Origin of the sequence: Saccharothrix obliqua, from assembly GCF_019375475.1 — a bacterium.
GTDB classification, from domain to species: Bacteria; Actinomycetota; Actinomycetes; order Mycobacteriales; family Pseudonocardiaceae; genus Actinosynnema; species Actinosynnema obliqua.
On record NZ_JAHXGQ010000003.1, the window covers coordinates 588,197 to 606,528 of the forward strand.

At 71.3% G+C, this 18,332-nt stretch carries 17 protein-coding genes and 1 pseudogene; 10 read left to right on the top strand and 8 right to left on the bottom strand.

Going from position 1 to position 18,332, the window contains the following annotated elements; all coding sequences use genetic code 11:
• Positions 1-34: 34 nt before the first annotated feature.
• From KZQ38_RS12250 to KZQ38_RS12260, 3 genes are all read right to left on the bottom strand, one after another.
• Positions 35-250, bottom strand: coding sequence for an MbtH family protein (locus KZQ38_RS12250; RefSeq protein WP_219441292.1), 216 nt, complete (start codon positions 248-250; stop codon positions 35-37).
• Between the two features lie 215 nt (positions 251-465).
• Positions 466-1,647 carry a metallophosphoesterase gene (locus KZQ38_RS12255; protein ID WP_219441294.1) on the bottom strand — a complete coding sequence of 394 codons (1,182 nt, stop codon included), beginning with the start codon at positions 1,645-1,647 and terminating at the stop codon, positions 466-468.
• A gap of 2,141 nt (positions 1,648-3,788) precedes the next feature.
• Complete coding sequence (locus tag KZQ38_RS12260) at positions 3,789-4,541, bottom strand: alpha/beta fold hydrolase (RefSeq protein ID WP_219441296.1); 753 nt, start codon at positions 4,539-4,541, stop codon at positions 3,789-3,791.
• 90 nt (positions 4,542-4,631) lie between these two features.
• Here KZQ38_RS12260 and KZQ38_RS12265 point away from each other — a divergent pair, with 90 nt between their 5' ends.
• The 3 genes and pseudogenes from KZQ38_RS12265 to KZQ38_RS36075 all read left to right on the top strand — a co-directional run bounded on the left by KZQ38_RS12265 (position 4,632) and on the right by KZQ38_RS36075 (position 6,158).
• Positions 4,632-5,522: a LysR family transcriptional regulator gene (locus tag KZQ38_RS12265; protein WP_219441298.1), complete on the top strand. Its 891-nt coding sequence runs from the start codon at positions 4,632-4,634 to the stop codon at positions 5,520-5,522.
• A gap of 83 nt (positions 5,523-5,605) precedes the next feature.
• Positions 5,606-5,824 (top strand): annotated as a pseudogene (locus KZQ38_RS37495) (SDR family NAD(P)-dependent oxidoreductase); the annotation flags it as partial.
• Between the two features lie 13 nt (positions 5,825-5,837).
• On the top strand, positions 5,838-6,158 hold the full coding sequence (locus tag KZQ38_RS36075) for an SDR family oxidoreductase (RefSeq protein ID WP_257901208.1): 321 nt from the start codon (positions 5,838-5,840) through the stop codon (positions 6,156-6,158).
• A 43-nt stretch (positions 6,159-6,201) separates the two neighbouring features.
• On the opposite strand, the gene KZQ38_RS12275 is transcribed toward KZQ38_RS36075, so the two are convergent.
• From KZQ38_RS12275 to KZQ38_RS12290, 4 genes are all read right to left on the bottom strand, one after another.
• The gene (locus tag KZQ38_RS12275) at positions 6,202-7,251 is read right to left on the bottom strand and encodes a serine hydrolase domain-containing protein (protein ID WP_219441832.1); all 1,050 of its coding nucleotides are present in this window, start codon (positions 7,249-7,251) and stop codon (positions 6,202-6,204) included.
• A gap of 72 nt (positions 7,252-7,323) precedes the next feature.
• Positions 7,324-7,893, bottom strand: a complete 570-nt coding sequence (locus tag KZQ38_RS12280; RefSeq protein WP_257901209.1) for a hypothetical protein — start codon at positions 7,891-7,893, stop codon at positions 7,324-7,326.
• Between the two features lie 63 nt (positions 7,894-7,956).
• A complete protein-coding gene (locus KZQ38_RS12285; protein ID WP_219441302.1) occupies positions 7,957-9,348 on the bottom strand; it encodes a pyridoxal phosphate-dependent decarboxylase family protein in 1,392 nt (463 codons plus the stop codon).
• Positions 9,345-10,610, bottom strand: a complete 1,266-nt coding sequence (locus tag KZQ38_RS12290) for an MFS transporter (protein WP_219441304.1) — start codon at positions 10,608-10,610, stop codon at positions 9,345-9,347. The genes KZQ38_RS12285 and KZQ38_RS12290 overlap by 4 nt, the downstream gene beginning before the upstream one ends.
• 101 nt (positions 10,611-10,711) lie before the next feature.
• Here KZQ38_RS12290 and KZQ38_RS12295 point away from each other — a divergent pair, with 101 nt between their 5' ends.
• The 4 genes from KZQ38_RS12295 (at position 10,712) to KZQ38_RS12310 (ending at position 14,155) form a co-directional block, all read left to right on the top strand.
• On the top strand, positions 10,712-10,852 hold the full coding sequence (locus KZQ38_RS12295; RefSeq protein ID WP_219441306.1) for a hypothetical protein: 141 nt from the start codon (positions 10,712-10,714) through the stop codon (positions 10,850-10,852).
• An 80-nt stretch (positions 10,853-10,932) separates the two neighbouring features.
• Positions 10,933-11,349 carry an Hsp20/alpha crystallin family protein gene (locus KZQ38_RS12300; protein ID WP_219441307.1) on the top strand — a complete coding sequence of 139 codons (417 nt, stop codon included), beginning with the start codon at positions 10,933-10,935 and terminating at the stop codon, positions 11,347-11,349.
• A gap of 816 nt (positions 11,350-12,165) precedes the next feature.
• Positions 12,166-13,803 carry a TIGR04141 family sporadically distributed protein gene (locus KZQ38_RS12305; RefSeq protein ID WP_219441308.1) on the top strand — a complete coding sequence of 546 codons (1,638 nt, stop codon included), beginning with the start codon at positions 12,166-12,168 and terminating at the stop codon, positions 13,801-13,803.
• A 208-nt stretch (positions 13,804-14,011) separates the two neighbouring features.
• Positions 14,012-14,155 carry a hypothetical protein gene (locus KZQ38_RS12310; RefSeq protein WP_219441309.1) on the top strand — a complete coding sequence of 48 codons (144 nt, stop codon included), beginning with the start codon at positions 14,012-14,014 and terminating at the stop codon, positions 14,153-14,155.
• Positions 14,156-14,161: 6 nt separating this feature from the next.
• Here the strand turns inward: KZQ38_RS12310 and KZQ38_RS12315 are convergent, their stop codons facing one another.
• Positions 14,162-14,584: a MarR family winged helix-turn-helix transcriptional regulator gene (locus tag KZQ38_RS12315; RefSeq protein ID WP_257901210.1), complete on the bottom strand. Its 423-nt coding sequence runs from the start codon at positions 14,582-14,584 to the stop codon at positions 14,162-14,164.
• Between the two features lie 49 nt (positions 14,585-14,633).
• On the opposite strand from KZQ38_RS12315, the gene KZQ38_RS12320 reads away from it, so the two are divergent.
• The 3 genes from KZQ38_RS12320 to KZQ38_RS12330 all read left to right on the top strand — a co-directional run bounded on the left by KZQ38_RS12320 (position 14,634) and on the right by KZQ38_RS12330 (position 18,256).
• Positions 14,634-15,761 carry an ABC transporter substrate-binding protein gene (locus KZQ38_RS12320; protein ID WP_257901211.1) on the top strand — a complete coding sequence of 376 codons (1,128 nt, stop codon included), beginning with the start codon at positions 14,634-14,636 and terminating at the stop codon, positions 15,759-15,761.
• Positions 15,762-15,848: 87 nt separating this feature from the next.
• A complete protein-coding gene (locus KZQ38_RS12325) occupies positions 15,849-17,240 on the top strand; it encodes an APC family permease (protein WP_219441316.1) in 1,392 nt (463 codons plus the stop codon).
• Positions 17,237-18,256: an acetamidase/formamidase family protein gene (locus KZQ38_RS12330; RefSeq protein WP_219441318.1), complete on the top strand. Its 1,020-nt coding sequence runs from the start codon at positions 17,237-17,239 to the stop codon at positions 18,254-18,256. Before KZQ38_RS12325 ends, KZQ38_RS12330 begins: the two co-directional genes overlap by 4 nt.
• Positions 18,257-18,332: the final 76 nt, after the last annotated feature.

An 18,332-nucleotide genomic window follows, 5' to 3' on the forward strand; every position in this document is an offset into this window, starting at 1 on the left:
CCGGAAAACCGGGCCGGCTAAATGGTCGACGGGGTCAGTCGCCGTGTGCGGCGAGGTGCTCGCGGACGCTGCGCGGACGCAGGTCCGTCCAGACCCGCTCGATGTGGTCCAGGCACTCCTGCCTGGTACCCGACGTGCCTTCGGCGCGCCAGCCCGCGGGGAGGTCGCGGTCGGCGAACCAGACCGAGTGCTGCTCCTCGTCGTTCAGCACGACCAGGAATTGGGTGGATTCGGTGTTCTCGACGCCCATGTCGCTCGATCTCCTGCCCTCCGTCGGCGGGACGGGTTGCCGTCCGTAAAAGCTACGCGGCGGGCCGATCGTTGAAATCCGCCAACCGGTCGAACCGGTCATTTAGAAAACGAGTCGCGGACTATTTGCGCTGACTATGGGTCGTCACGCGGCGTGTTCACCCGGTACCGGAAATGTTCTACGTCGGTGGTCGGAATCGATCTACCCGGCCGGCCTCAGGCGGAGCGGAGGGTGAGCAGCGAGATCTCGTTGGGCGCGAACACGCGGAACGGCGGACCCCAGAACCCCGCGCCGCGGCTGGTCCACAGCAGTGTCCGCGGGCCGTGCGTGCTCAGCCCGGAGAGCACCGGTTGCTGGAGGCGGACCAGGAGGTGGAACGGCCAGATCTGGCCGCCGTGGGTGTGGCCGGACAGCTGGAGGTCCACCCCGGCCGCCACCGCCTTGCCGACCTCGCTCGGCTGGTGGGCCAGCAGCACCACCGGGTCGTCCGGGCGCACGCCCGCGAGCGCCGCCGCGAGGTCCGCGCCGTGACCGGCCTCGCCGGAGTGCGCGGCGGTGATGTCGTCGACGCCCGCGAACACCAGTCGTGCGCCGGCGCGTTCGAGGACCCGGTGCTGGTTGTGCAGGCCGGTCCAGCCGAGTTCGGCCATGTGCTCCAGCCACGCCTGCGCGTTGCTCAGGTACTCGTGGTTGCCGGAAACGTAGAACCGCCGCGCCGCTCGCACTTCCGCCAGCGGAGCCGTCTGCCCGCGCCGTTGCTCCACCGTGCCGTCGGCCAGGTCGCCGACGTGCACGACGACGTCCGCGTCCAGCTCGTTCACCGCGGCCACCAGGCCACGTGACCACCGGGTGCGGTCGATGGGGCCGTAGTGCGTGTCGGCCAGCACGGCGATGGTGAGGCCGTCGAACGCCTTGTCCAGGCGTGGCAGCACCACGTCGGCTCGGCGCACGGGTGGCACGCGCATGGCGACGCGGTGGCCGTGCAGGGCGAGGGTTGCCACGATCACCACCAGCAGAACGGCGATCACCCTGCCGCGCAACGGGTTCTCGACACCCGCCAGCGCGAGGACGAGCCGCAGCACGTGGGTGGCGATCGTCCACGCGAACGCGATCCACGCGATACCCAGCAACGGCAGGGCGATCCGCGCGGCGCGGTCGGAATGGCGGCCGAGGGCGCGGATGAGCAGGAACGGGAACGCCACGTACGCGACGGCGATCAGCGCGGTGCCGGCAACCACCACACCCCGCGGCCACTGCGCGCCCGGGGCGAGCAAACCCGTCCACGGCACCCAGAACAACAACGTGGTGATGACGAACAACACCACCCCGAACCCGATCCGCCGCCGGTTCGCGCCGGGGGAGCGGGTGGTCCGGTTGGGCGCGGTGGTGTCGGCCATGGGGATCTCCGTGGTTCGCGGCGGTCCATCCAGCGTACGCCGGTCGCTTGTGCTGGCTGTTGATCACCGTGCGAGGTCCGCCACGCCGCGAGTGACAATCCACCCCGTGCCCAGGGCGGCACGGCGAGCAGTGCCGAGACGCCGTAGGCGACGACGACGCGCAACGGCAACGGTTGGGCTCGGTGTTGGTGGCATCGGTGCCAGGTGGGCCAGCCCCTGGGCGGGCCAAGGTGCAAGCAGTCGGTCGGGGAAGCCGATCGGCGTCGGTGGGCTGGGTGTCGGCACCGAACGAATAATCGATATTCGCGGCACCACACGACGGCAGCGTCTGTCCAGATCTTCCTGACTCCGGTCCTCCCGTCGACGGCACGGTGAAGGAGGACCCATCCCCGCTGCGCGGGGAGAACTGATGCCGAGCGCGGGGGAGGCACCGAGGCTGAGCAGTACGACGGTGCAGATGCCGTACAGGGCGGTGGTTCCCGCGGTGAGCTTTGTTGACGGGGTCGCCGGCGTCGAAGTCGTGGGGGTCGTAGGACCGCGGAACGGGCCGACACGGTGTTGGCGGGGGAGGATCTGGACGGACGCGGTGGACGGCCGGGGTGTCGAGCACCGGCCGCAGCGCGGTCTCCGCCGCGGCGAGGTCGCCGAGCACCAGGTGCGCCTTGACCTGTTGCAGGCGCGTCATGCGTTCGGAGCTGCGGTGGCGGTGTTCGTCGGCGGGTGCGCGGTCTCGGTGACGTGCTGCGCCCGCAGCAGCGCCTGCCCTCGCCGGCCCGCGCGAGATCCACCGCCAGCGCGCTGGACAGGAACAGCTCCGCGGTGCCAGTGTGGCGCAGCCCCTCGGCGGCGTGTCGGGCGGCGGCGAGGTAGTCGCCCCGCCAGAACGACGCGGTGTGCCGGGTGGCGCACACCCGCGCGGCCCGTCCGTGGGCGTCGGCGGCGTCGGCGTTGTCCAGGTCCACGGAAATCCAGGACAGCAGCGTCAACGACCATCCCGCCACGGCCTACAACTCCCGGGTATGACGAGGTCGGTTTCGCAGTGCTCTGGTCCGCGCGGACAACGGCAGGGTGGGCACCTTCCGGTAAGCACGCGCGATGTGCCCGCTCTCCACCGCGTCGGACCAGACGACATGCCTTGCCGGATCTCCGCCTGTCCACTCCCGCGAGGCCGACGGAATCCGTAATCCCACGCCAACCTCCTCGACTGCGGCAGAGAAGACCGGCGCGACATCCCGCGCGTTGGTCGAGCGGACAGCCGAACGCGATGCCGCGGGTTGCGTTGTCGGCGCGCCCACCACCGCGGCGACGGGGTGCCCGTCGCTGCACCTTCGCTTGCTCGTGCTTATCCGCGCCAAGCCGAGGCTCGCGAGCCCGGTGGTTGATCGAATTGGATGGCGCCGCTCAGCAGCAGGTGTGGCATCATGGCGACATGATGTCGACCCCAAGGGGCAATGCCTCGTAGGAGGCCCGGCGCTGTGCGCGCCGATCGAGCTGAGACCCGTGATCGCGGATCGGTGATTCAGATTCCCGGTGTCAGCCGGAGAACGCAGACCGCCATTGAGATCGCGGAGTGGGCCGGAAGCGTCTTCCAAGCGCTTGACGGGTATCGACGCTTCCTGCGCCGGCCTGGCCGCTGGCTGTACGTTCCGCGGGCCGACTGCCCGTGCTGTGATCCGGTCTTCGCCCGTGACGATCTGGAAGCCGCTCTGCGAGCACTGCCACGCAGCGCCCGCGTCGAACTGCGCAGAATCGTTGCACCACTCGATGATGAGTTCAGACGAAGGACCCTGCCCGACCCGACGGCGAGTTCGATCAGCTCCTGGCATGCTGATGCGTGGTGGCGCCAACGACTGCACGAGTGGTGAGACAGTCCTCGCCGAGTGAAGGCGAACTTCGCACGGATATCTCGGGATGACCTGCTTTAGCGTCATGGAAGCACCTTCTTTGCCGTGTTGTGCTGGCAGGGCGTGTCGTAGGGGCACCCGCAGGAGCCAAGTTCGGCCATCGACCGGGCAGCCCTCCAGGTCTAGCGAATCGTCACGTCGGCCGGATCAGCCTTCGGATCGGGTGCTCCGGCACCGACTCAGCCGCACTAGACCTAAGAGCACACGCGAGCAGAAGGGGTGGCGCGTGGGGATTCGTCACAGGCTGTCCCAGAACTCCGTCAGCACGCGTGCCGCCCGCGCCGGGTCTTGCAGCATCCACCAGTGACCGATTCCGTCGAGGTCGACGGCGCGAGCGCCGGCACGTCGGGCGGCGCGGTGGCGGAGAGTGACGCTGCCGCCTGTGTGGTCCTCGGTGGCGACGGGAACCAGTCCGGGTCTGGCAGCGGCCGTGGGCAGGGCTCGGCCGCGTTCGAGCAGGACCTCCGGGGGAATGGACCGGTACAGCGCGAGGATGGCCTTGCCCATTTCCGGCCCCTGACCTGCCGCCACCTCGCCGGCCGTCGGCTCGGGAATGCCCCACTCGACCATGCGCCCCACCCGGTCCCGGTTGTCCCCGGCGAAGAGTTCCTCGACGTGGCGTTCCCCGTCGCCCGGTGTCTGCCAGAGCTTCGCGATCTCGTGCCAGACGTAGCCCGGTTCGTAACCCCCGATGGTGTCGCTGACCCAGCTGCGCAGCAGGTCGGGACGGCTCATCGCCACCTCCAGCACGTAGCCTCCGCTGAGGCTGTGGCCGACGAGATCCACAGGTGTGTCGAAGCGGGACAGCTCGTCGATCAGCCAGTCCCGGTAGTCGAAGATGGTCGCCCCGAATCCGGAGGGCAGCGGCGCCCCGAAGCCGGGAGGGGGGAGCAGGACCGTCTCCCGCTGCCGCGATTCGGGCAACTCGCTGATCAGTGGGCTCCACACCGCGGGAGTCAGGGGAACGCCGTTGACGAACACGATGGTCATAGCGACGAGGACAGCAGGGGCCGGGACAGCCGTCCAAGACCGGTTCCGCACGTCGTCATGCCGCATCCGCATGACGAGTACGCTGCGTACATGCTTCCCGACCTGGACCTGAGGCTGGTCCGTTACTTCGCGGTCGTCGCCGAGCACCTGAACTTCGCCCGCGCCGCCGAGGAGTTGCGGGTCGCTCAGCCCTCGCTGAGCCGTCAGATCCAGCGGCTGGAGAACACCCTCGGCGTGCGCCTGCTGGAGCGCACCACCCAGGGCAGCCGGCTCACCGCGGCCGGTGCGGCGTTCCTGCCCGAAGCGCAGCGGCTGCTGCACGGCGCCCGGAACGCGGTTCTCACCGCACGCGCCGCGGCACCCGCACACACCGTCACGGTCGGGTACGTCGACGACCTGGTCATCACGCCCGCCGTACGCGGCCTGCGCCGCCGCCACCCCGACGCCCACGTCCAGACCCGCCACCTCGACTCGAAGGCCGCCGGCGCCCTCCTCGACCGGCGCGTCGACGCCCTGGTCATCCGCGCACCGCTGCCGATCCCGACAGCGGAACTCGACCTGACGGTTCTCTACACCGAGCCCCGGTTCCTGCTCATGTCCGCTTCCCACCGCCTTGCCGGCAAGGAGTCGGTCGCCGCCGCCGACATCGCCGCGGAACCACTCGTCGGCTGTACGGGCATGGGCGCCGACTGGACCGGCTTCTGGCGGCTCGAACCCCGGCCGGACAACGAACCCGCCCCGCTCGGCCCGACCGTGGCCGAGACCTACGACGACAAACTCGAAGCCATCGTCGAGGGCACGGCCATCGCCGTCATCCCGGCCCACGACCGGCGTTTCACCCTGCGACCCGACCTGGTCGCCGTTCCCCTCCACGGGATCGAGCCCTGCCAAGTGGTCGTCGCCACCCGCGCCGCGGACACCAACCCCCTCGTCCCGGAGTTCGTCCATTTCGCCGAGAGCCTTCTCGCCCGCGACTCGTGAACACCGGCGTGATGCGACTCCCGCATCACGCCGGTGCGAAACAGGTCTTGGACGAGACCAACGGCAGTCCGTTTGCTGAACACATGACCGTCAACCACCGCGCACAAACCGTACTGCTCACCGGAGCGAGTTCCGGGCTCGGAGCCGCCTTCGCGCGGCGCGTCCACGTCACCAGCCTGATCAACAACGCGGGGATCGGGTCGTTCGCTCCGTTCACCGAAGCGGACAGCGAAACCCTCGCCGCCGAGATCGCCGTTGACGTGGTGGCACCGGTGTGGCTGACGGCGGCGTTCCTGCCCGGAATGATCAGCGCTGGTGTCACTGTGGACGGAGCTGCGCGGTACGGGCGTCACAGCGTTCGCCGTCGCACCCGGTGCCACCGCCACCGAGTTCACGACCGGGATGGGACCGGACGCCCGGGTGCTGACCGCCGGGAGGCTGCGTACGCCCGAGGACGTCGTCGCGACCGCACTGGACCACCTCGATCGACGGGATCCCGGCCCGACCGTCATCGACGGGCGGCTCAACCGGCTCGCGGTGCTCTCCAGCCGGCTCATGAGCCGCCGCCGCAGTGCCTTGACGATGGCACGTGTCTTCGACCCCGGCCGCCTGTCTGCCTCGCACCCTGCCCGATGAACTCATCCCACCAAAGGCGCGGGAACCGCGCCGCCCGCGGACGTCACGACGATGGCGCGCGCACTGGCGACGGCGGGCAGTACACGGAGCTGAACAACCGGATGAGTTCTTCCCCCGGCACGCCACCGGGAAGCGGGTTGTAGGACAGCACCGCGCGCTTGCCGTCGTCGTCGCGGAGCGCGTAGGTGAGGTAGCCGATCAGTTCACCGCCGTGACCCCACACCGAACGTCCACACGGCAGGTCGAAGCGCTGCAAACCCAAGCCGTACGCGAAGATCGAGCCGGTCGACTGGGTGGTGCGCATGGCCGCGAGCGACGCGGGGCTGAGCAGCCTCCCGCCGAGGAGCGCGTCGAGGAACCGGCTCAGGTCCTCGGCGGTGGAGATCATCTCGCCCGCGGCCCAGTCCAGGGACGGGTTCATCAGCGTGGCGTCGACCAGGCGGCCGTCGACCTCGGTGTAGCCCCGTGCGTGGGGGTGGGGCAGCCACGGGCGGTTGCCGGGCACGCTGGTGTGCCGCAGGCCCAGCGGTTCGATGACGCGACGGCCGACCTCCACGCCGTACGGCCGCCCGGTGACCCGCTCGATGAGCAGACCGGCCACGACGTAGTTGGTGTTGGAGTACCGCCAACTCGTGCCGGGCGGGAAGTTCGCCGGGTGGCCGAAGGCGACGTCCAGCAGCTCACGCGGCTGGTAGGAGCGGAACCGCGCGGTGCCGCGCCAGCGGTTCGTGGACCAGTCCCGCTCGTGGGCGTAGTCGTAGAGCCCGCTGGTGTGGTCGAGCACCTGGCGCACGGTGATCGCCGCGCCGTCCGGCACGCCGTCGACGTACCGGGAGATCGGGTCGTCGAGCGCCACCCGGCCCTCGTCCACCAGTTGCAGCACAACGGTGGCGACGAACGTCTTGGTCACGCTGCCGATGCGGAAGTGCCCGTCCACCCGGGCCTCGCCCGCCGCGTGCGACGACACGCCGGTGCCGTCCTCCACGCGCATCAAGGCGGCCGAAGCCCGGTGGTCGGTGATCCAGGAGTCCAGTTGCCCAGCCGGGACGACGCTGCCGGCGACCAGGGACGCGGCCACCAATGTTTTGATCATCACCGGCCCGACGCTACGGACGGCCACCGCACCGGACCATGAGGTCGACCACCCGGTCCACTGCGGATTTCCTCAAGCGATCAGTGCGGACAACCGGTCCACCGAGTCCGACCACGGCCGCGCGGTCAGCACCGGCAGGCCGTGCCGCAGCGCCTCGGCGGCCAGCCAGTCGCCGTAGTGCGCGCTGTCGCGGGCGCGCTTGCGCTGCGCACCCGACTCCGGTTCGCGCCGCGCGTAGTTGCCCTCCAGCCACGCGGCGTCCGGCTCGTGCACGAACACCGCCCGCACGTCGTCGCCGACCCACTTCGCGCAGAACTCGGGCAGCAGGTAGTCGCCCTCCAGCACCAGCGGCATGGCGGTCTCCAGGTGGTTGGTGATCACCGCCTCCAGCGCCGGGGCGAGGGCGTGGCCGATCGCGACCTGGGCGACGCGCACCTGCTCCGCCGTCAGGTCCGCGGCCGAGTGCCGCAGCCAGTGGTGCAGGGCGGGTTGCTGCTCGGCCGTCGTCATGGCCTGGACCGCCTCGACGAGGTCGTCCACCTCCACCAGCGCGGCGCCCCGCGCCCGCGCCACCGGGTAGGACAACGCGCTCTTGCCGCTGCCCGACGCGCCACCCAGCATCAGCACCTGCCACTCGCTCATGCCGGAACCTTCGCAACCGACCGCCGGTCGGCGCAAACCGGTTTGCGCCGACCGGCCCACCGGTCAGGAGTGCAACACGCCCAGGAACTCCACGAGCAACCGCTCGCGCAACGCGGGTGGCGCGGCGGCGAGCAGCGCGTTCACGGTCGCCATGCGCTCCGGCAGCACCGCGCCGCCACCCAGCCCGGCCGCCGCGAGCAGACCGGCGAACTCCCGCGGCGACAGGGTGTCCGGGTCCAGCGCGCCGATCGCCGCCACCACCTCGGGCGCGACCCGCACCGGACCGGCGGCCGTCGCCGCGCGCACCGAGTCACGCAGGTCGGCCAGCAACTCCGCCTCACCGCCCGCGTTCGCGGCGGTCACCGTCAGGTGCAGGTTGGTGGGGGAGGAGCCGTGGGCGAACTGCGGCTGCACGTACCAGTCGCGGGCACGCATCTCGTCGGCCACCGTGAACACGTCGAAGTCGTCACGCGTGGCGGTGACGGCGAGCAGCGTCGACTCGGGTTCACCCAGCACGCGCAGGCCGTCGATACCGGCGACGCCCTCCCGGACGCGGTGGGCGCTGTCCAACGCCCGCCGGGCCAAAGTGCGGTAGCCGTCGTCGCCGATGTGCCGCAGCACGGCCCACGCGGCGGCCAACGGACCTCCCGAGCGGGTGGACTGGGTGGTGGTGTTGAGCATCGTGTAGCCCGGCCAGTCGGCGGCGGCGAAGAACTGCGGGCGGCGCAGGTCGGCGTTGGCGTGCAACAGCACCGACGTGCCCTTCGGGCAGTACGCGTACTTGTGCAGGTCCACGGAGATGCTGGTGACACCCGGCACGGAGAAGTCGAACGGCGCGACGTCGGCGTGCGGCAGCACCCAACCGCCGATGCACGCGTCCACGTGGCAGCGGACGCCGCGAGCCGCTGCGGCGGCGGCGATCGGGGCGACGGGGTCGATGACGCCGTGCGCGTACGAAGGCGCGCTGACGACCACCAGCACCGTGTCGTCGGTGATGGCGGCGGCCATCGCGGTCGGGTCGGCGCGGAACGTCGCGGGGTCCACCGGCACGGTCACCAGCCGGACCCCGAAGTAGTGCGCTGCCTTGTGGAACGCCGCGTGCGCGGTCTCCGGCAGCACCACGGACGGCGTGGTGACCTCCGGCCGCGAGTCGCGTGCCGCCAGCACGGCCAGCAGGCACGACTCCGTGCCGCCGGAGGTGACCGTGCCGACGCCGCCGCCGAGCAGGCGTGCCGCGGCGGCGACCACGTCGTTCTCCAGCTCCAGCAGGCTCGGGAACGCGGTCGGGTCCAGGCCGTTCGCCGAGGACGCCAGCGCGTGCGCCCGCGCCGCGAGGTCGTCCAGGCCGGGCAGCGCGCTGTCGTAGACGTAGGCCAGCGTCCGGCCGCCGTGGGTCGGCAGGTCGCCGGCACGCAGCGCGCGCAGTTCGGCCAGCACGTCTTCGGGCGCGGTCATGCGGTCTCCTCGCGGGGCAGCAGCGGCAGTGCGACGACGGCCAGCACGGCCGGGATGGCGGTGAACCCGATGAGCGCGGCGAGCACCGCGCCGGGTGACTGGGGTGCGGCGCCGCCGGTGCTCGCGACGTACCCGCCGAGCGCGAGCACCAGGCCGTACACGCCGGGGCCGAGCGCGAGGCCGAGCGTTTCGCCCGCCGTCCACACGCCGGAGAACAGCCCGGCACGCGCGTCGCCGCCGCGTTCCTCGGCGGTGATCACGTCCGGCAGCATGGCCATCGGGAACACCTGCATCCCGGCGTAGCCGACGCCGCCGACGGCCACCAGTCCCAGCACGACCCCGACCGGCGCCGAGCGGGCCGCGATCAGCCCGGCCATGCCCGCCGCGTACAGCAGCGAGGCCGCGACCAGCCCGTACCGCTTGCCGCGCCGCCTGCCGACGCGTTGCCACAGCGGCATGACCACCAGCGCCGGTCCGACGAAGCCGACGAACAGCAGCGCCTGGAGTCCCTGGTCGCCCAGCACGAGCCGGGCGAAGTAGTCGACGCCCGCCAACATCGTGCCCAGACCGACGGCCTGCACCACGAACACGGTCAGCAGCAGGCGGAACGGCCGCGACCCGCGCACCGCCGCCACCAGTTCACGCGGGGTGGCCGCGGTGGGGGCCCGGCGCGACACCGGCACCCCGCGCGTCCCGACGACGGTCGCCAGCGTGCCCGCGAGGATCAGCACGCCGACCGCCGCGCCCACCGCCCAGTAGCCGCCCGCGAGATCACGCACGGCGGGCGCGCCCGCGCCGCTGACCAGGATGGCGAGCGCCAGGAACGCCATCCGCCACGCCATCAGCCGGGTGCGCTCGTCGTAGTCCTCGGTGATCTCGGCGGCCATCGCGACGTAGGGCACCTGGAAGAACGCGAAGGCCGTGGCGCAGGCCATGAACACCAACGCCACGTACACGGCGCCCGACGCACCCGTGAAAGGACCGGCGAACAAGGCCGCGAACAGCACCGCTACGGTGGCCCCGCCGCGCAGCAGGAACGGTCGACGGGCGCCCGCCCGGTCGCTGACCCGGCCCGCAACCGGGTTGAGCAGCACGTCCCACGCCTTCGGCGCGAGCACCAGCAGCCCCGCGACGGCGGCGGGCACGGCCAGGCCGTCGGTCAGGTACGGCAGCAGGAGCAGGCCGGGCACGGTGCCGAACGCGCCGGTGACGAAGGAGCCCATCGCGTAGCCGGCGCGGACCCGGTGGGTGAGCTGGGGCATAGGCAAAGGATCTTCGCATTCCCGGAGCGGCGATTCCAGGGGATGTGTGAAGCGCCCGGGTGGTGGGTACCAGCCGGGCGGAAGTCGAGGGGAGCACGCGAATGGGCAAGCACAGCATGGGTGCGAGCGACCGCCAGTGGGGCGGGCCGGAGCTGGTGGCCGACACCGAGGCCGCGGCCGAGGCGGCGACCGCGCCACTGCCGGCGGCGGACGAGGCGGAGGTCTCGACCGACTCCGAGTAGTTCACCCGTTCGCCCGAGCGTGTGCCCACTTCCTGGTGGGTACCCGCTACTTGTGGTGTCCACCGAACGGGGGTGGCGTCGTGGAGTGGCTGACCGTGCGCCGGGGCGTCCCCGCCGAACCGGGGCCGTTGCGCGAGATGGACGTGTGGTGGGACCGGATGGGTCGCACCCTGGGCCGTACCTGGGACGTGTCGGCCGACGAGAGCTGCCCGTCGTCCGTGGACGTCGTGGTGACCGCGCAGGCGTACCTGTTCGCGACCGAACTGCCCGGTGTCGCCTCGCACGACCTGGCGGTGGAGGTGCACGACCACGACGTGCGCCCAGATGGCCTCCCCGTGCCACGCGCCCGCATCGCCATCACCGTCCGCGGCCCCCGTGGCTGCTACTACCGCGCCACGCTGCCGGCGGAGGTCGACGTGGACCACGTCGAGGCGTGGCTGCTGGACGGCGTGCTGGTCGTCCGAGCCCCCCGCGTCACGTCGGCCGTGGGCAACTGAGCGCCGGCTCCTCCCCACGCCGGCCCGGATGCGGAATGCGCGGTCCCCGTTGCCGACAACGGGCCTTCCGCTTTCGCTGGCAGGTATTTATTCCTTACCGCAGCGAATTTTGTGAGTGCGGACTAATCGGTGGTGCACTTCGGCGTATCCGGGGATCAGCGCTGGATGATGCGTGCTGATTGGTTGCGCTGAACGGTCCGAGGCCGTTCGACGCAGCACGGCCGCCGTTTGTCGAGCGGCACTGCTCGGCATTGGCTTTCCGATCGCGCGGTCCGGCACACTTCAGGACATCCCTGTCCGGAGTTGACGCCCGGGCAGGAGTGCGGCCCCCTGCGCCAACAGGGGGCCGCGTGAGTCCCAGCCCTGTCGATCCCGGGTCTGCAACCGGAAGACCGTTGGAGGAACTGCCGTTGAGTGTAGTGCCGTCTACAGGTGTAGGCACCGCGATTGACGAATCCCGAACGGATGGTCTCGGTCGGAGAGCGTGGCGCCGCACCGGAGTGCCGCGGTCTCCCAGGTCGGAGGCGAGTTCGCGGGAGGTCCGTTGACCCCGTCCGCATGTCGGGTCCGGTGCTCATCCGACTGCCGCGCATCGGCCGCCGAGCCGTCCCGCTGACCCCGCGGCCCGGCGTCAGACGCCTGCCGCTGTCCGGAATCCGACACCAGTCGGATTCCCGTCCATCGCCGTGCGATGCCCGCGCCCCGAAAGCGGGCAGTGCGCGCACTCGACTTCCCGGACCGGCCTGTGCGCGTGTCCGGCCTCACGACAAGGACTTCGAAATAACCATGAGCCGCCAGCCGCTGCCGTGTGCCCAGGTGACACTGCACCGTTATAGGGGTGGTCGCCCCCTGCCTGAGTACGTACCTTTCATCGCTGGCCTGATCATCCAACGCGAGGGTTACGTCGCTATTGATGGTGTTCGTGCGTACACCATCGCGGGCGTCCGGCCCGCCGGCGCGCCGGCTTGGCACAAGGACTACACGCACGTCATCGACGAGAACGTGGACCTCGTGGGTACCACGCCATTTGCCGTGATCGTGCTGCCGGTGGGCCGCTGGGTGGTGGTCGCCACCTACGGAGGTGGTCACCACTTGCTGGACGACTCCGGTTTGGACGAGGGCTTCGGCCTCCTCTACGCGATCCGGAGGCTCGACCCGGCCGAGCTCCGCACGGTGACCAGCAGCAGGCTCGACTTGTCGGCGCGGGTCAGCCGGACGTCGTTCCCGTCCGGGAGTCCCGTCGCCGGGTTCGGCGTCGACCCGGTGGGTGAACTGGTCACCGGGCTGACGGGCAAGGCGAGCCTGGAGGGGATGACCTACCACGAGGCGACGGGTGGTCGGCAGTACCAGATCCGGGCGGGTGACTCGTTGGCGATCAAGGTCGGCAACGCCCCGGAGACCTTCGTGGCCGACATCAAGGCCATCTGCCGCATCGTGGACGAGAGCGACGACGGCTCGCCGCTGCGCCTGATCTCGCAGGTGAGGCCGTTGCGGACCAGCAGCCCGCTGATCGCCGGGCTGGAGGACCGCCTCGCGGTCGCGCTCGGTGGCGACGACCGGTTCGGGTCGCTCGGCCTTTGCCTGCCGACGACCGCGGTGGCCGCCGTGGACGAGGCGAACTCGTACTACTCCGACGGCGTGGGTGGTTCCGGACCGTTCGCGCTCGACGCCGACCTGGACGCGACGGTGCTCGTCGAGCGCTTCGCCGCGATCTCGGAGTCCACGCGCGTCAGCGAGCTGCGCAAGAGCCGCCTGACGCCCTGCGCGGACGAGCACGGCGAGGAGTCGCTGACCCGCCCGATCCCGATGGAGAAGTGGATCGCGTTCGAAACGGTGATCGACGGCAACACGTACTGCCTGCACCAGGGTCGGTGGTACGAGATCGGGGAGGACGCCGCCGACCGGGTGCGGGAGCAGGTCGCCGACTTGCTCGTGAACCGGAGTTCGCTCGACTTCCCGCTGTGGACGCCGACCGGGAAGAGCGACGACGAGCACCGGTACTGCGAGCGGGTGGCGCGGCAGCCGGGCTACCTGTGCCTCGACAAAAGCTTCGCGCACACACCGATGCACCCGAGGTTCGAACTGGCGGACGTGATCGGGCCGGGCAACGAGATCGTGCACGTCAAGTGGCTGGCCCGAGCGGCGGCCGCGAGCCACCTGTTCACCCAGGTCAGGGTGTCGGCTTGGGCGCAGCGGGTGGAGGCGGCCGCGATGGCGCAGTTGGACGCCAAGGTCCACCTGCTCGACGACAGCCGGCGGGTGACCGAGCGCCCGCGGGTGGTGGTCCTGGCGATCGCCGGGCGGAAGTGGGACGTGAAGACGCTTTTCACGCTCTCGATGGTGGAACTGCTGCGCCTCCGCGTCGACCTGTCGGTCGACGGGATCAGCTTGCAGTTCGCGGACATCCCGTTCGTGGCGAAGCAAGGCGGTAGCGCACGTCGCAGGGCCGCCTAGGACATGCCGGGGTGGTCGCCCCGACAACCAGCCGAGACGAGCGGACACCCGGACGGGGTGGGCATTGCTTGCTCCCGGTGAGGGCGACCACCCACACGGTTGGACCCCGGGAGTCTCAGGTGGGACGTCGTTGCGCCACGTGCCGCGGGCGGCCGATGGTAGGTGGTGCGGCGGTCGTGCCGGCTGTCGCGGGTGGAAGGGGATGGTCATGAACGCAAAGCCACGCCCGACTCGTTACGTGCCCCCGCTGGCCGCCAAGGCGGGGCGGGTCGGGGTTGACACGTCGGGCACCAGCATCCTCGGCTTCACGGACACCGCCACGTGGGGCTACAAGCGCCCGAAGGCGCGCTGACCGGTCCTACACCAGGCTGCGCAGCATCCCGGCCAGGTCGACGACGGTGTGCCGGCCGACCCGGTCGGCCAGGGCGCGCTCGTGCGCCGCGGCCAGGGACTCCAGGCGCCGCAGCTTGACGTGACCCAGGTCGGAGACGTGGACGGAGATCCGGCGGCGGTCCTCCGCGGACTGGGAGCGGTACAGGTAGGCGGAGTCCACGAGGGTGTCGACGGTCCGGGTCAGCGTGGCGTGCGGGATCTCCAGGGCGGCGGCCAGTTCGCCCATCGAGCGCTCCTCGGCGGCCAGGGCGCGGAGCACCCGCCACTGGTCCACCGTGACGCCCTCCTCCTCCAGCGCGCCGGCCAGGGCGCGGACCAGGGCGCGCTGCGCGCGGGTGAGCAGGTCGACCAAGTCCGCGCGGGCGAGGGTGTGGTGCTGATCAGGCATGACGCGCCTTTCGCCGGGTGGGACTCGCTGGCGAGCATACTGTCCGACCATGGATTCCTCGGCGGTCGTGCGCGCGGTGCTGCGCGACCGGCTGGAGGTGGCGTTGACGGGGCCCGACCCCGACGTGCTGCGGCTCGGGCTGCTGCTGCCGCTGTCCGGCGCGCTCGGGCTCACCGGTCCCTCGGGGCTGCTCGCGGCGGCGTTGGCGGCGACCGAGCTGAACGCGGCCGGCGGTGTCCGGGGCCGACCGGTGCACCTGGTCCTGGTGGACGCGGGCCGGCTGCCGCACGAGGTGGCGGCCGAGGCGTCCGCGCTGGTCGGGCTGGTGGACGGGTTCGTCGGCTTCCACACCAGCGACGTGCACCGGGCGCTGGAGGCGGCGCTCGGCGGGCGCGTGCCCTACGTGTTCACGCCACCGCACGAGGGCGGCGCGCGGCGGCCCGGCGTGGTGCTGCTCGGCGACTCGCCGGCCCGCCAGCTCGCGCCCGCCGTCCGCTGGCTGGTGGCGCGGCGCGGGTTGCGGCGGTGGGCGCTGGTGGGCAGCGACTACATCTGGCCACGCGCCGTGCACCGGGCCGCGGTGGGCATCGTGCGTGCCGTGGGCGCGGAGGTCGTGGCGGCGCGGCTCGCTCCGTTCCCGGGTCCGGAGGTCGACGCGGAGCGGATCGTCGCGGAGCTGGCGGAGGTCCGCCCGGACGCCGTGCTGCTCAGCCTGGTCGGCCGCGATCTGGCCCTCTTCAACCGGGTGTTCACGGCCTCGCCGCTCGCGGGACGCGTGGTGCGGTTGTCCGGTTCGCTGGAGGAGAACGGCCTGCTCGCGGCGGGCGGTGACGACACAGGCGGGCTGTACGCGGCGATGCGGTCGTTCGCCGGCCAGGGCGACGAGCGGCGGGTGGCGCTGGCGGAACGGCACCGGGCGTTGTTCGGCGGACGCGCCCCGGTGCTCGACGCGTACGCCGAGGGCTGTTACGACGGCGTGCACCTGGTGGCCGCCCTGGCGCGGGCGGACCGGCTGACCGCCGACCGGGCACAGGCGGGCGCGGCGGAGCTGCTGGCGACCGCGAACCGGCACGCGTGGTCGGCCGCGCCGCTCGGCCCGCCACGCGCGGGCGGCTTCCTGGCGCGGGCGGACGGGCTGGACCTCACCGTCGTCGCGCCGCTCCGCCACGGGTGGTGATCAGCCGGATCCGCTTCCGATCGGAACCTTTCCAAATGGAAGCAACGTGTCTAGGCTCGCCGCACCACCGCGCGGCAGGAGGACGGCATGGCGCAAGACCCGGGCCTGGAGCAGTACGGCTACACCCAGGAACTGCGGCGGTCCCTGGGTTTCAAGGACCTGCTGGTGTACGGGCTGATCTTCATGGTGCCGATCGCGCCGTTCGGCATCTTCGGCAGCGTGTTCCAGGGTTCCGGCGGCATGGTCGCCTTGGCCTACGCCATCGGGATGCTCGCCATGCTGTTCACGGCGGGCTCGTACGCCCAGATGTCCAAGGCGTTCCCGATCGCGGGCTCGGTCTACACCTACGCGGGACGCGGCATCGGCGCGCCGGTCGGCTTCCTGGCCGGCTGGATGATCCTGCTGGACTACGTGCTGGTGCCCGGCCTGCTCTACCTCATCGCGGGCATCGCGATGAACTCGCTGCTGCCCGCCGTCCCGGTGTGGTTGTGGCTGATCCTGTTCGTGCTGCTGAACACCGCCGTCAACTACCTCGGCATCGAGATGACCGCCAAGGTCAACCGCGTCATGCTGGTCGCGCAACTGCTGATCCTCGCGGTGTTCCTGGTGATCGGCGTCGTCGCGCTCGCCCAGGGCAAGGGCCGCGGGTTCAGCTTCGACCCCCTGTTCAACAGCGGCACGTTCTCGTGGCCGCTGGTGTTCGGCGCGGTGTCCATCGCGGTGCTCAGCTTCCTCGGCTTCGACGGCATCTCCACGCTGGCCGAGGAGAACCGCGACTCGGCACGCGCCATCGGCCGGTCCATGGTGGCCGCGCTGGTGGTCACCGGCCTGCTGTTCATCGTGCAGACGTGGGTCGCCGCGCTGCTGGTGCCCGACCCCGACAAGCTGCTGGCCGAGGGCGACGCGGGCGGCACCGCGTTCTACGACGCGGCGGGCGTCGCCGGTGGCGGCTGGCTCGCCACGCTCACCGCCGCCGCGACCGCCGTGTCCTGGGGCTTCGCGAACTCCCTGGTGGCGCAGGCCGCCACGTCGCGGCTGCTGTTCGCCATGGCGCGTGACCGGCAGCTGCCGAAGTTCCTGGCCAGGGTGCACCCGACCCGGCGCGTGCCGGTCAACGCCACGCTGCTGGTCGCGGGCGTGTCGCTGGTGCTGGGCCTGTACATGCAGTCCCGCGAGGACGGGATCACGCTGCTCAGCTCACTGGTGAACTTCGGCGCCATGACGGCGTTCCTGGTGCTGCACGTGTCCGTCGTCGCGCACTACGTGATCCGGCGGCGCAGCCGCGACTGGTGGAAGCACCTGGTCGCGCCCGCCATCGGGTTCGCGATCCTGGCGTACGTGGTGATCAACGCGAAGGTCGCCGCGCAGACGGTCGGCTTCGTGTGGCTGGCCGTCGGCGCGGCGGTCCTGATCGGCCTGCTGATCGCGGGCCGGCGGCCGGCGTTGTCCGGCATCGGTGGAAACGAGGAGGGCAAGTGAGCATCGAGGTCGTTGCGCTGCACCCGGAACGGGGCGACCTGGGGTACGCGTTCGGCGGGCGGGAGCCGCTGCTGACCGTCCGGCCCGGCACCGTGGTGGAGCTGACCACCGAGGACTGCTTCGGCGGCGCGGTGCGCGGTGTCGACGACCTGCCGAGCCGGGTGTGCGAGTTCCCCTACCTGAACCCGGTCACCGGGCCGATCGCGGTCGAGGGCGCGGAGCCCGGTGACACCGTCGCGGTGCACTTCGTGGACATCCGACCCACCCGCGACTGGGCCGTGTCCACGACGTTCCCCCACTTCGGCGCGCTGACCACGACGCACACCACGGCGATGCTGCACGACCCGTTGCCCGAGCGGGTGTGGCTGTACGACGTGGACACCGCCAAGGGCGTGTGCCGTTTCCACGCGCGGGAGAGCGACTTCTCCGTGGAACTGCCGCTGGACCCGATGCACGGCACGGTCGGCGTCGCGCCCGCCGCCAACGAGGTGATCATGAGCATCACGCCGGGCGCGCACGGCGGCAACATGGACACCCCGGAGATGCGCGCGGGCACCACGGCGTACTTCGGCGTGAACGTGCCGGGCGCGTTGATCTCCATCGGCGACGGCCACTGCCGCCAGGGCGAGGGCGAGGTGTGCGGCACGGCCGTGGAAGCCGCCATGTCCACCGTCGTCGTGGTCGACCTGATCAAGGGTGCGACGACGCCGTGGCCCCGGCTGGAGAACGACACCCACCTCATGTCGACCGGCACGGCCCGGCCGCTGGAGGACGCGTTCCGGATCAGCCAGCACGACCTGGTCGGCTGGGCGGGCGAACTGCTCGGCCTGGCGCCGCTGGACGCGTACCAACTGGTGAGCCAGGCCGGGCTCGCGCCCGCGGGCAACGTCGTGGACACGAACTACACGATGCTCGCGAAACTGCCCAAGGACATCCTGCCGGGTGCTGTGGTATTTGACGGGGTGCATTCCCGCCTGCGGGCCACCGCTGCCCGCTATCTGTCCGAACGGGGCTAACTCGTCTCGTTTCGCGATTTGGTTTGTTCGGAGCAAGAGGAGACCGGGGAAGCCCACTACGTTGAGTGCAGGCCGC

Excerpts from the sequence above, each read along its gene's own strand:
- KZQ38_RS12250 (WP_219441292.1), bottom strand. The coding sequence starts at position 250 with ATGGGCGTCGAGAACACCGAATCCACCCAATTCCTGGTCGTGCTGAAC.
- KZQ38_RS12255 (WP_219441294.1), bottom strand. The coding sequence starts at position 1,647 with ATGGCCGACACCACCGCGCCCAACCGGACCACCCGCTCCCCCGGCGCG.
- KZQ38_RS12260 (WP_219441296.1), bottom strand. The coding sequence starts at position 4,541 with ATGACCATCGTGTTCGTCAACGGCGTTCCCCTGACTCCCGCGGTGTGG.
- KZQ38_RS12265 (WP_219441298.1), top strand. The coding sequence starts at position 4,632 with ATGCTTCCCGACCTGGACCTGAGGCTGGTCCGTTACTTCGCGGTCGTC.
- KZQ38_RS12275 (WP_219441832.1), bottom strand. The coding sequence starts at position 7,251 with ATGATCAAAACATTGGTGGCCGCGTCCCTGGTCGCCGGCAGCGTCGTC.
- KZQ38_RS12280 (WP_257901209.1), bottom strand. The coding sequence starts at position 7,893 with ATGAGCGAGTGGCAGGTGCTGATGCTGGGTGGCGCGTCGGGCAGCGGC.
- KZQ38_RS12285 (WP_219441302.1), bottom strand. The coding sequence starts at position 9,348 with ATGACCGCGCCCGAAGACGTGCTGGCCGAACTGCGCGCGCTGCGTGCC.
- KZQ38_RS12290 (WP_219441304.1), bottom strand. The coding sequence starts at position 10,610 with ATGCCCCAGCTCACCCACCGGGTCCGCGCCGGCTACGCGATGGGCTCC.
- KZQ38_RS12295 (WP_219441306.1), top strand. The coding sequence starts at position 10,712 with ATGGGCAAGCACAGCATGGGTGCGAGCGACCGCCAGTGGGGCGGGCCG.
- KZQ38_RS12310 (WP_219441309.1), top strand. The coding sequence starts at position 14,012 with ATGAACGCAAAGCCACGCCCGACTCGTTACGTGCCCCCGCTGGCCGCC.
- KZQ38_RS12315 (WP_257901210.1), bottom strand. The coding sequence starts at position 14,584 with ATGCCTGATCAGCACCACACCCTCGCCCGCGCGGACTTGGTCGACCTG.
- KZQ38_RS12320 (WP_257901211.1), top strand. The coding sequence starts at position 14,634 with ATGGATTCCTCGGCGGTCGTGCGCGCGGTGCTGCGCGACCGGCTGGAG.
- KZQ38_RS12325 (WP_219441316.1), top strand. The coding sequence starts at position 15,849 with ATGGCGCAAGACCCGGGCCTGGAGCAGTACGGCTACACCCAGGAACTG.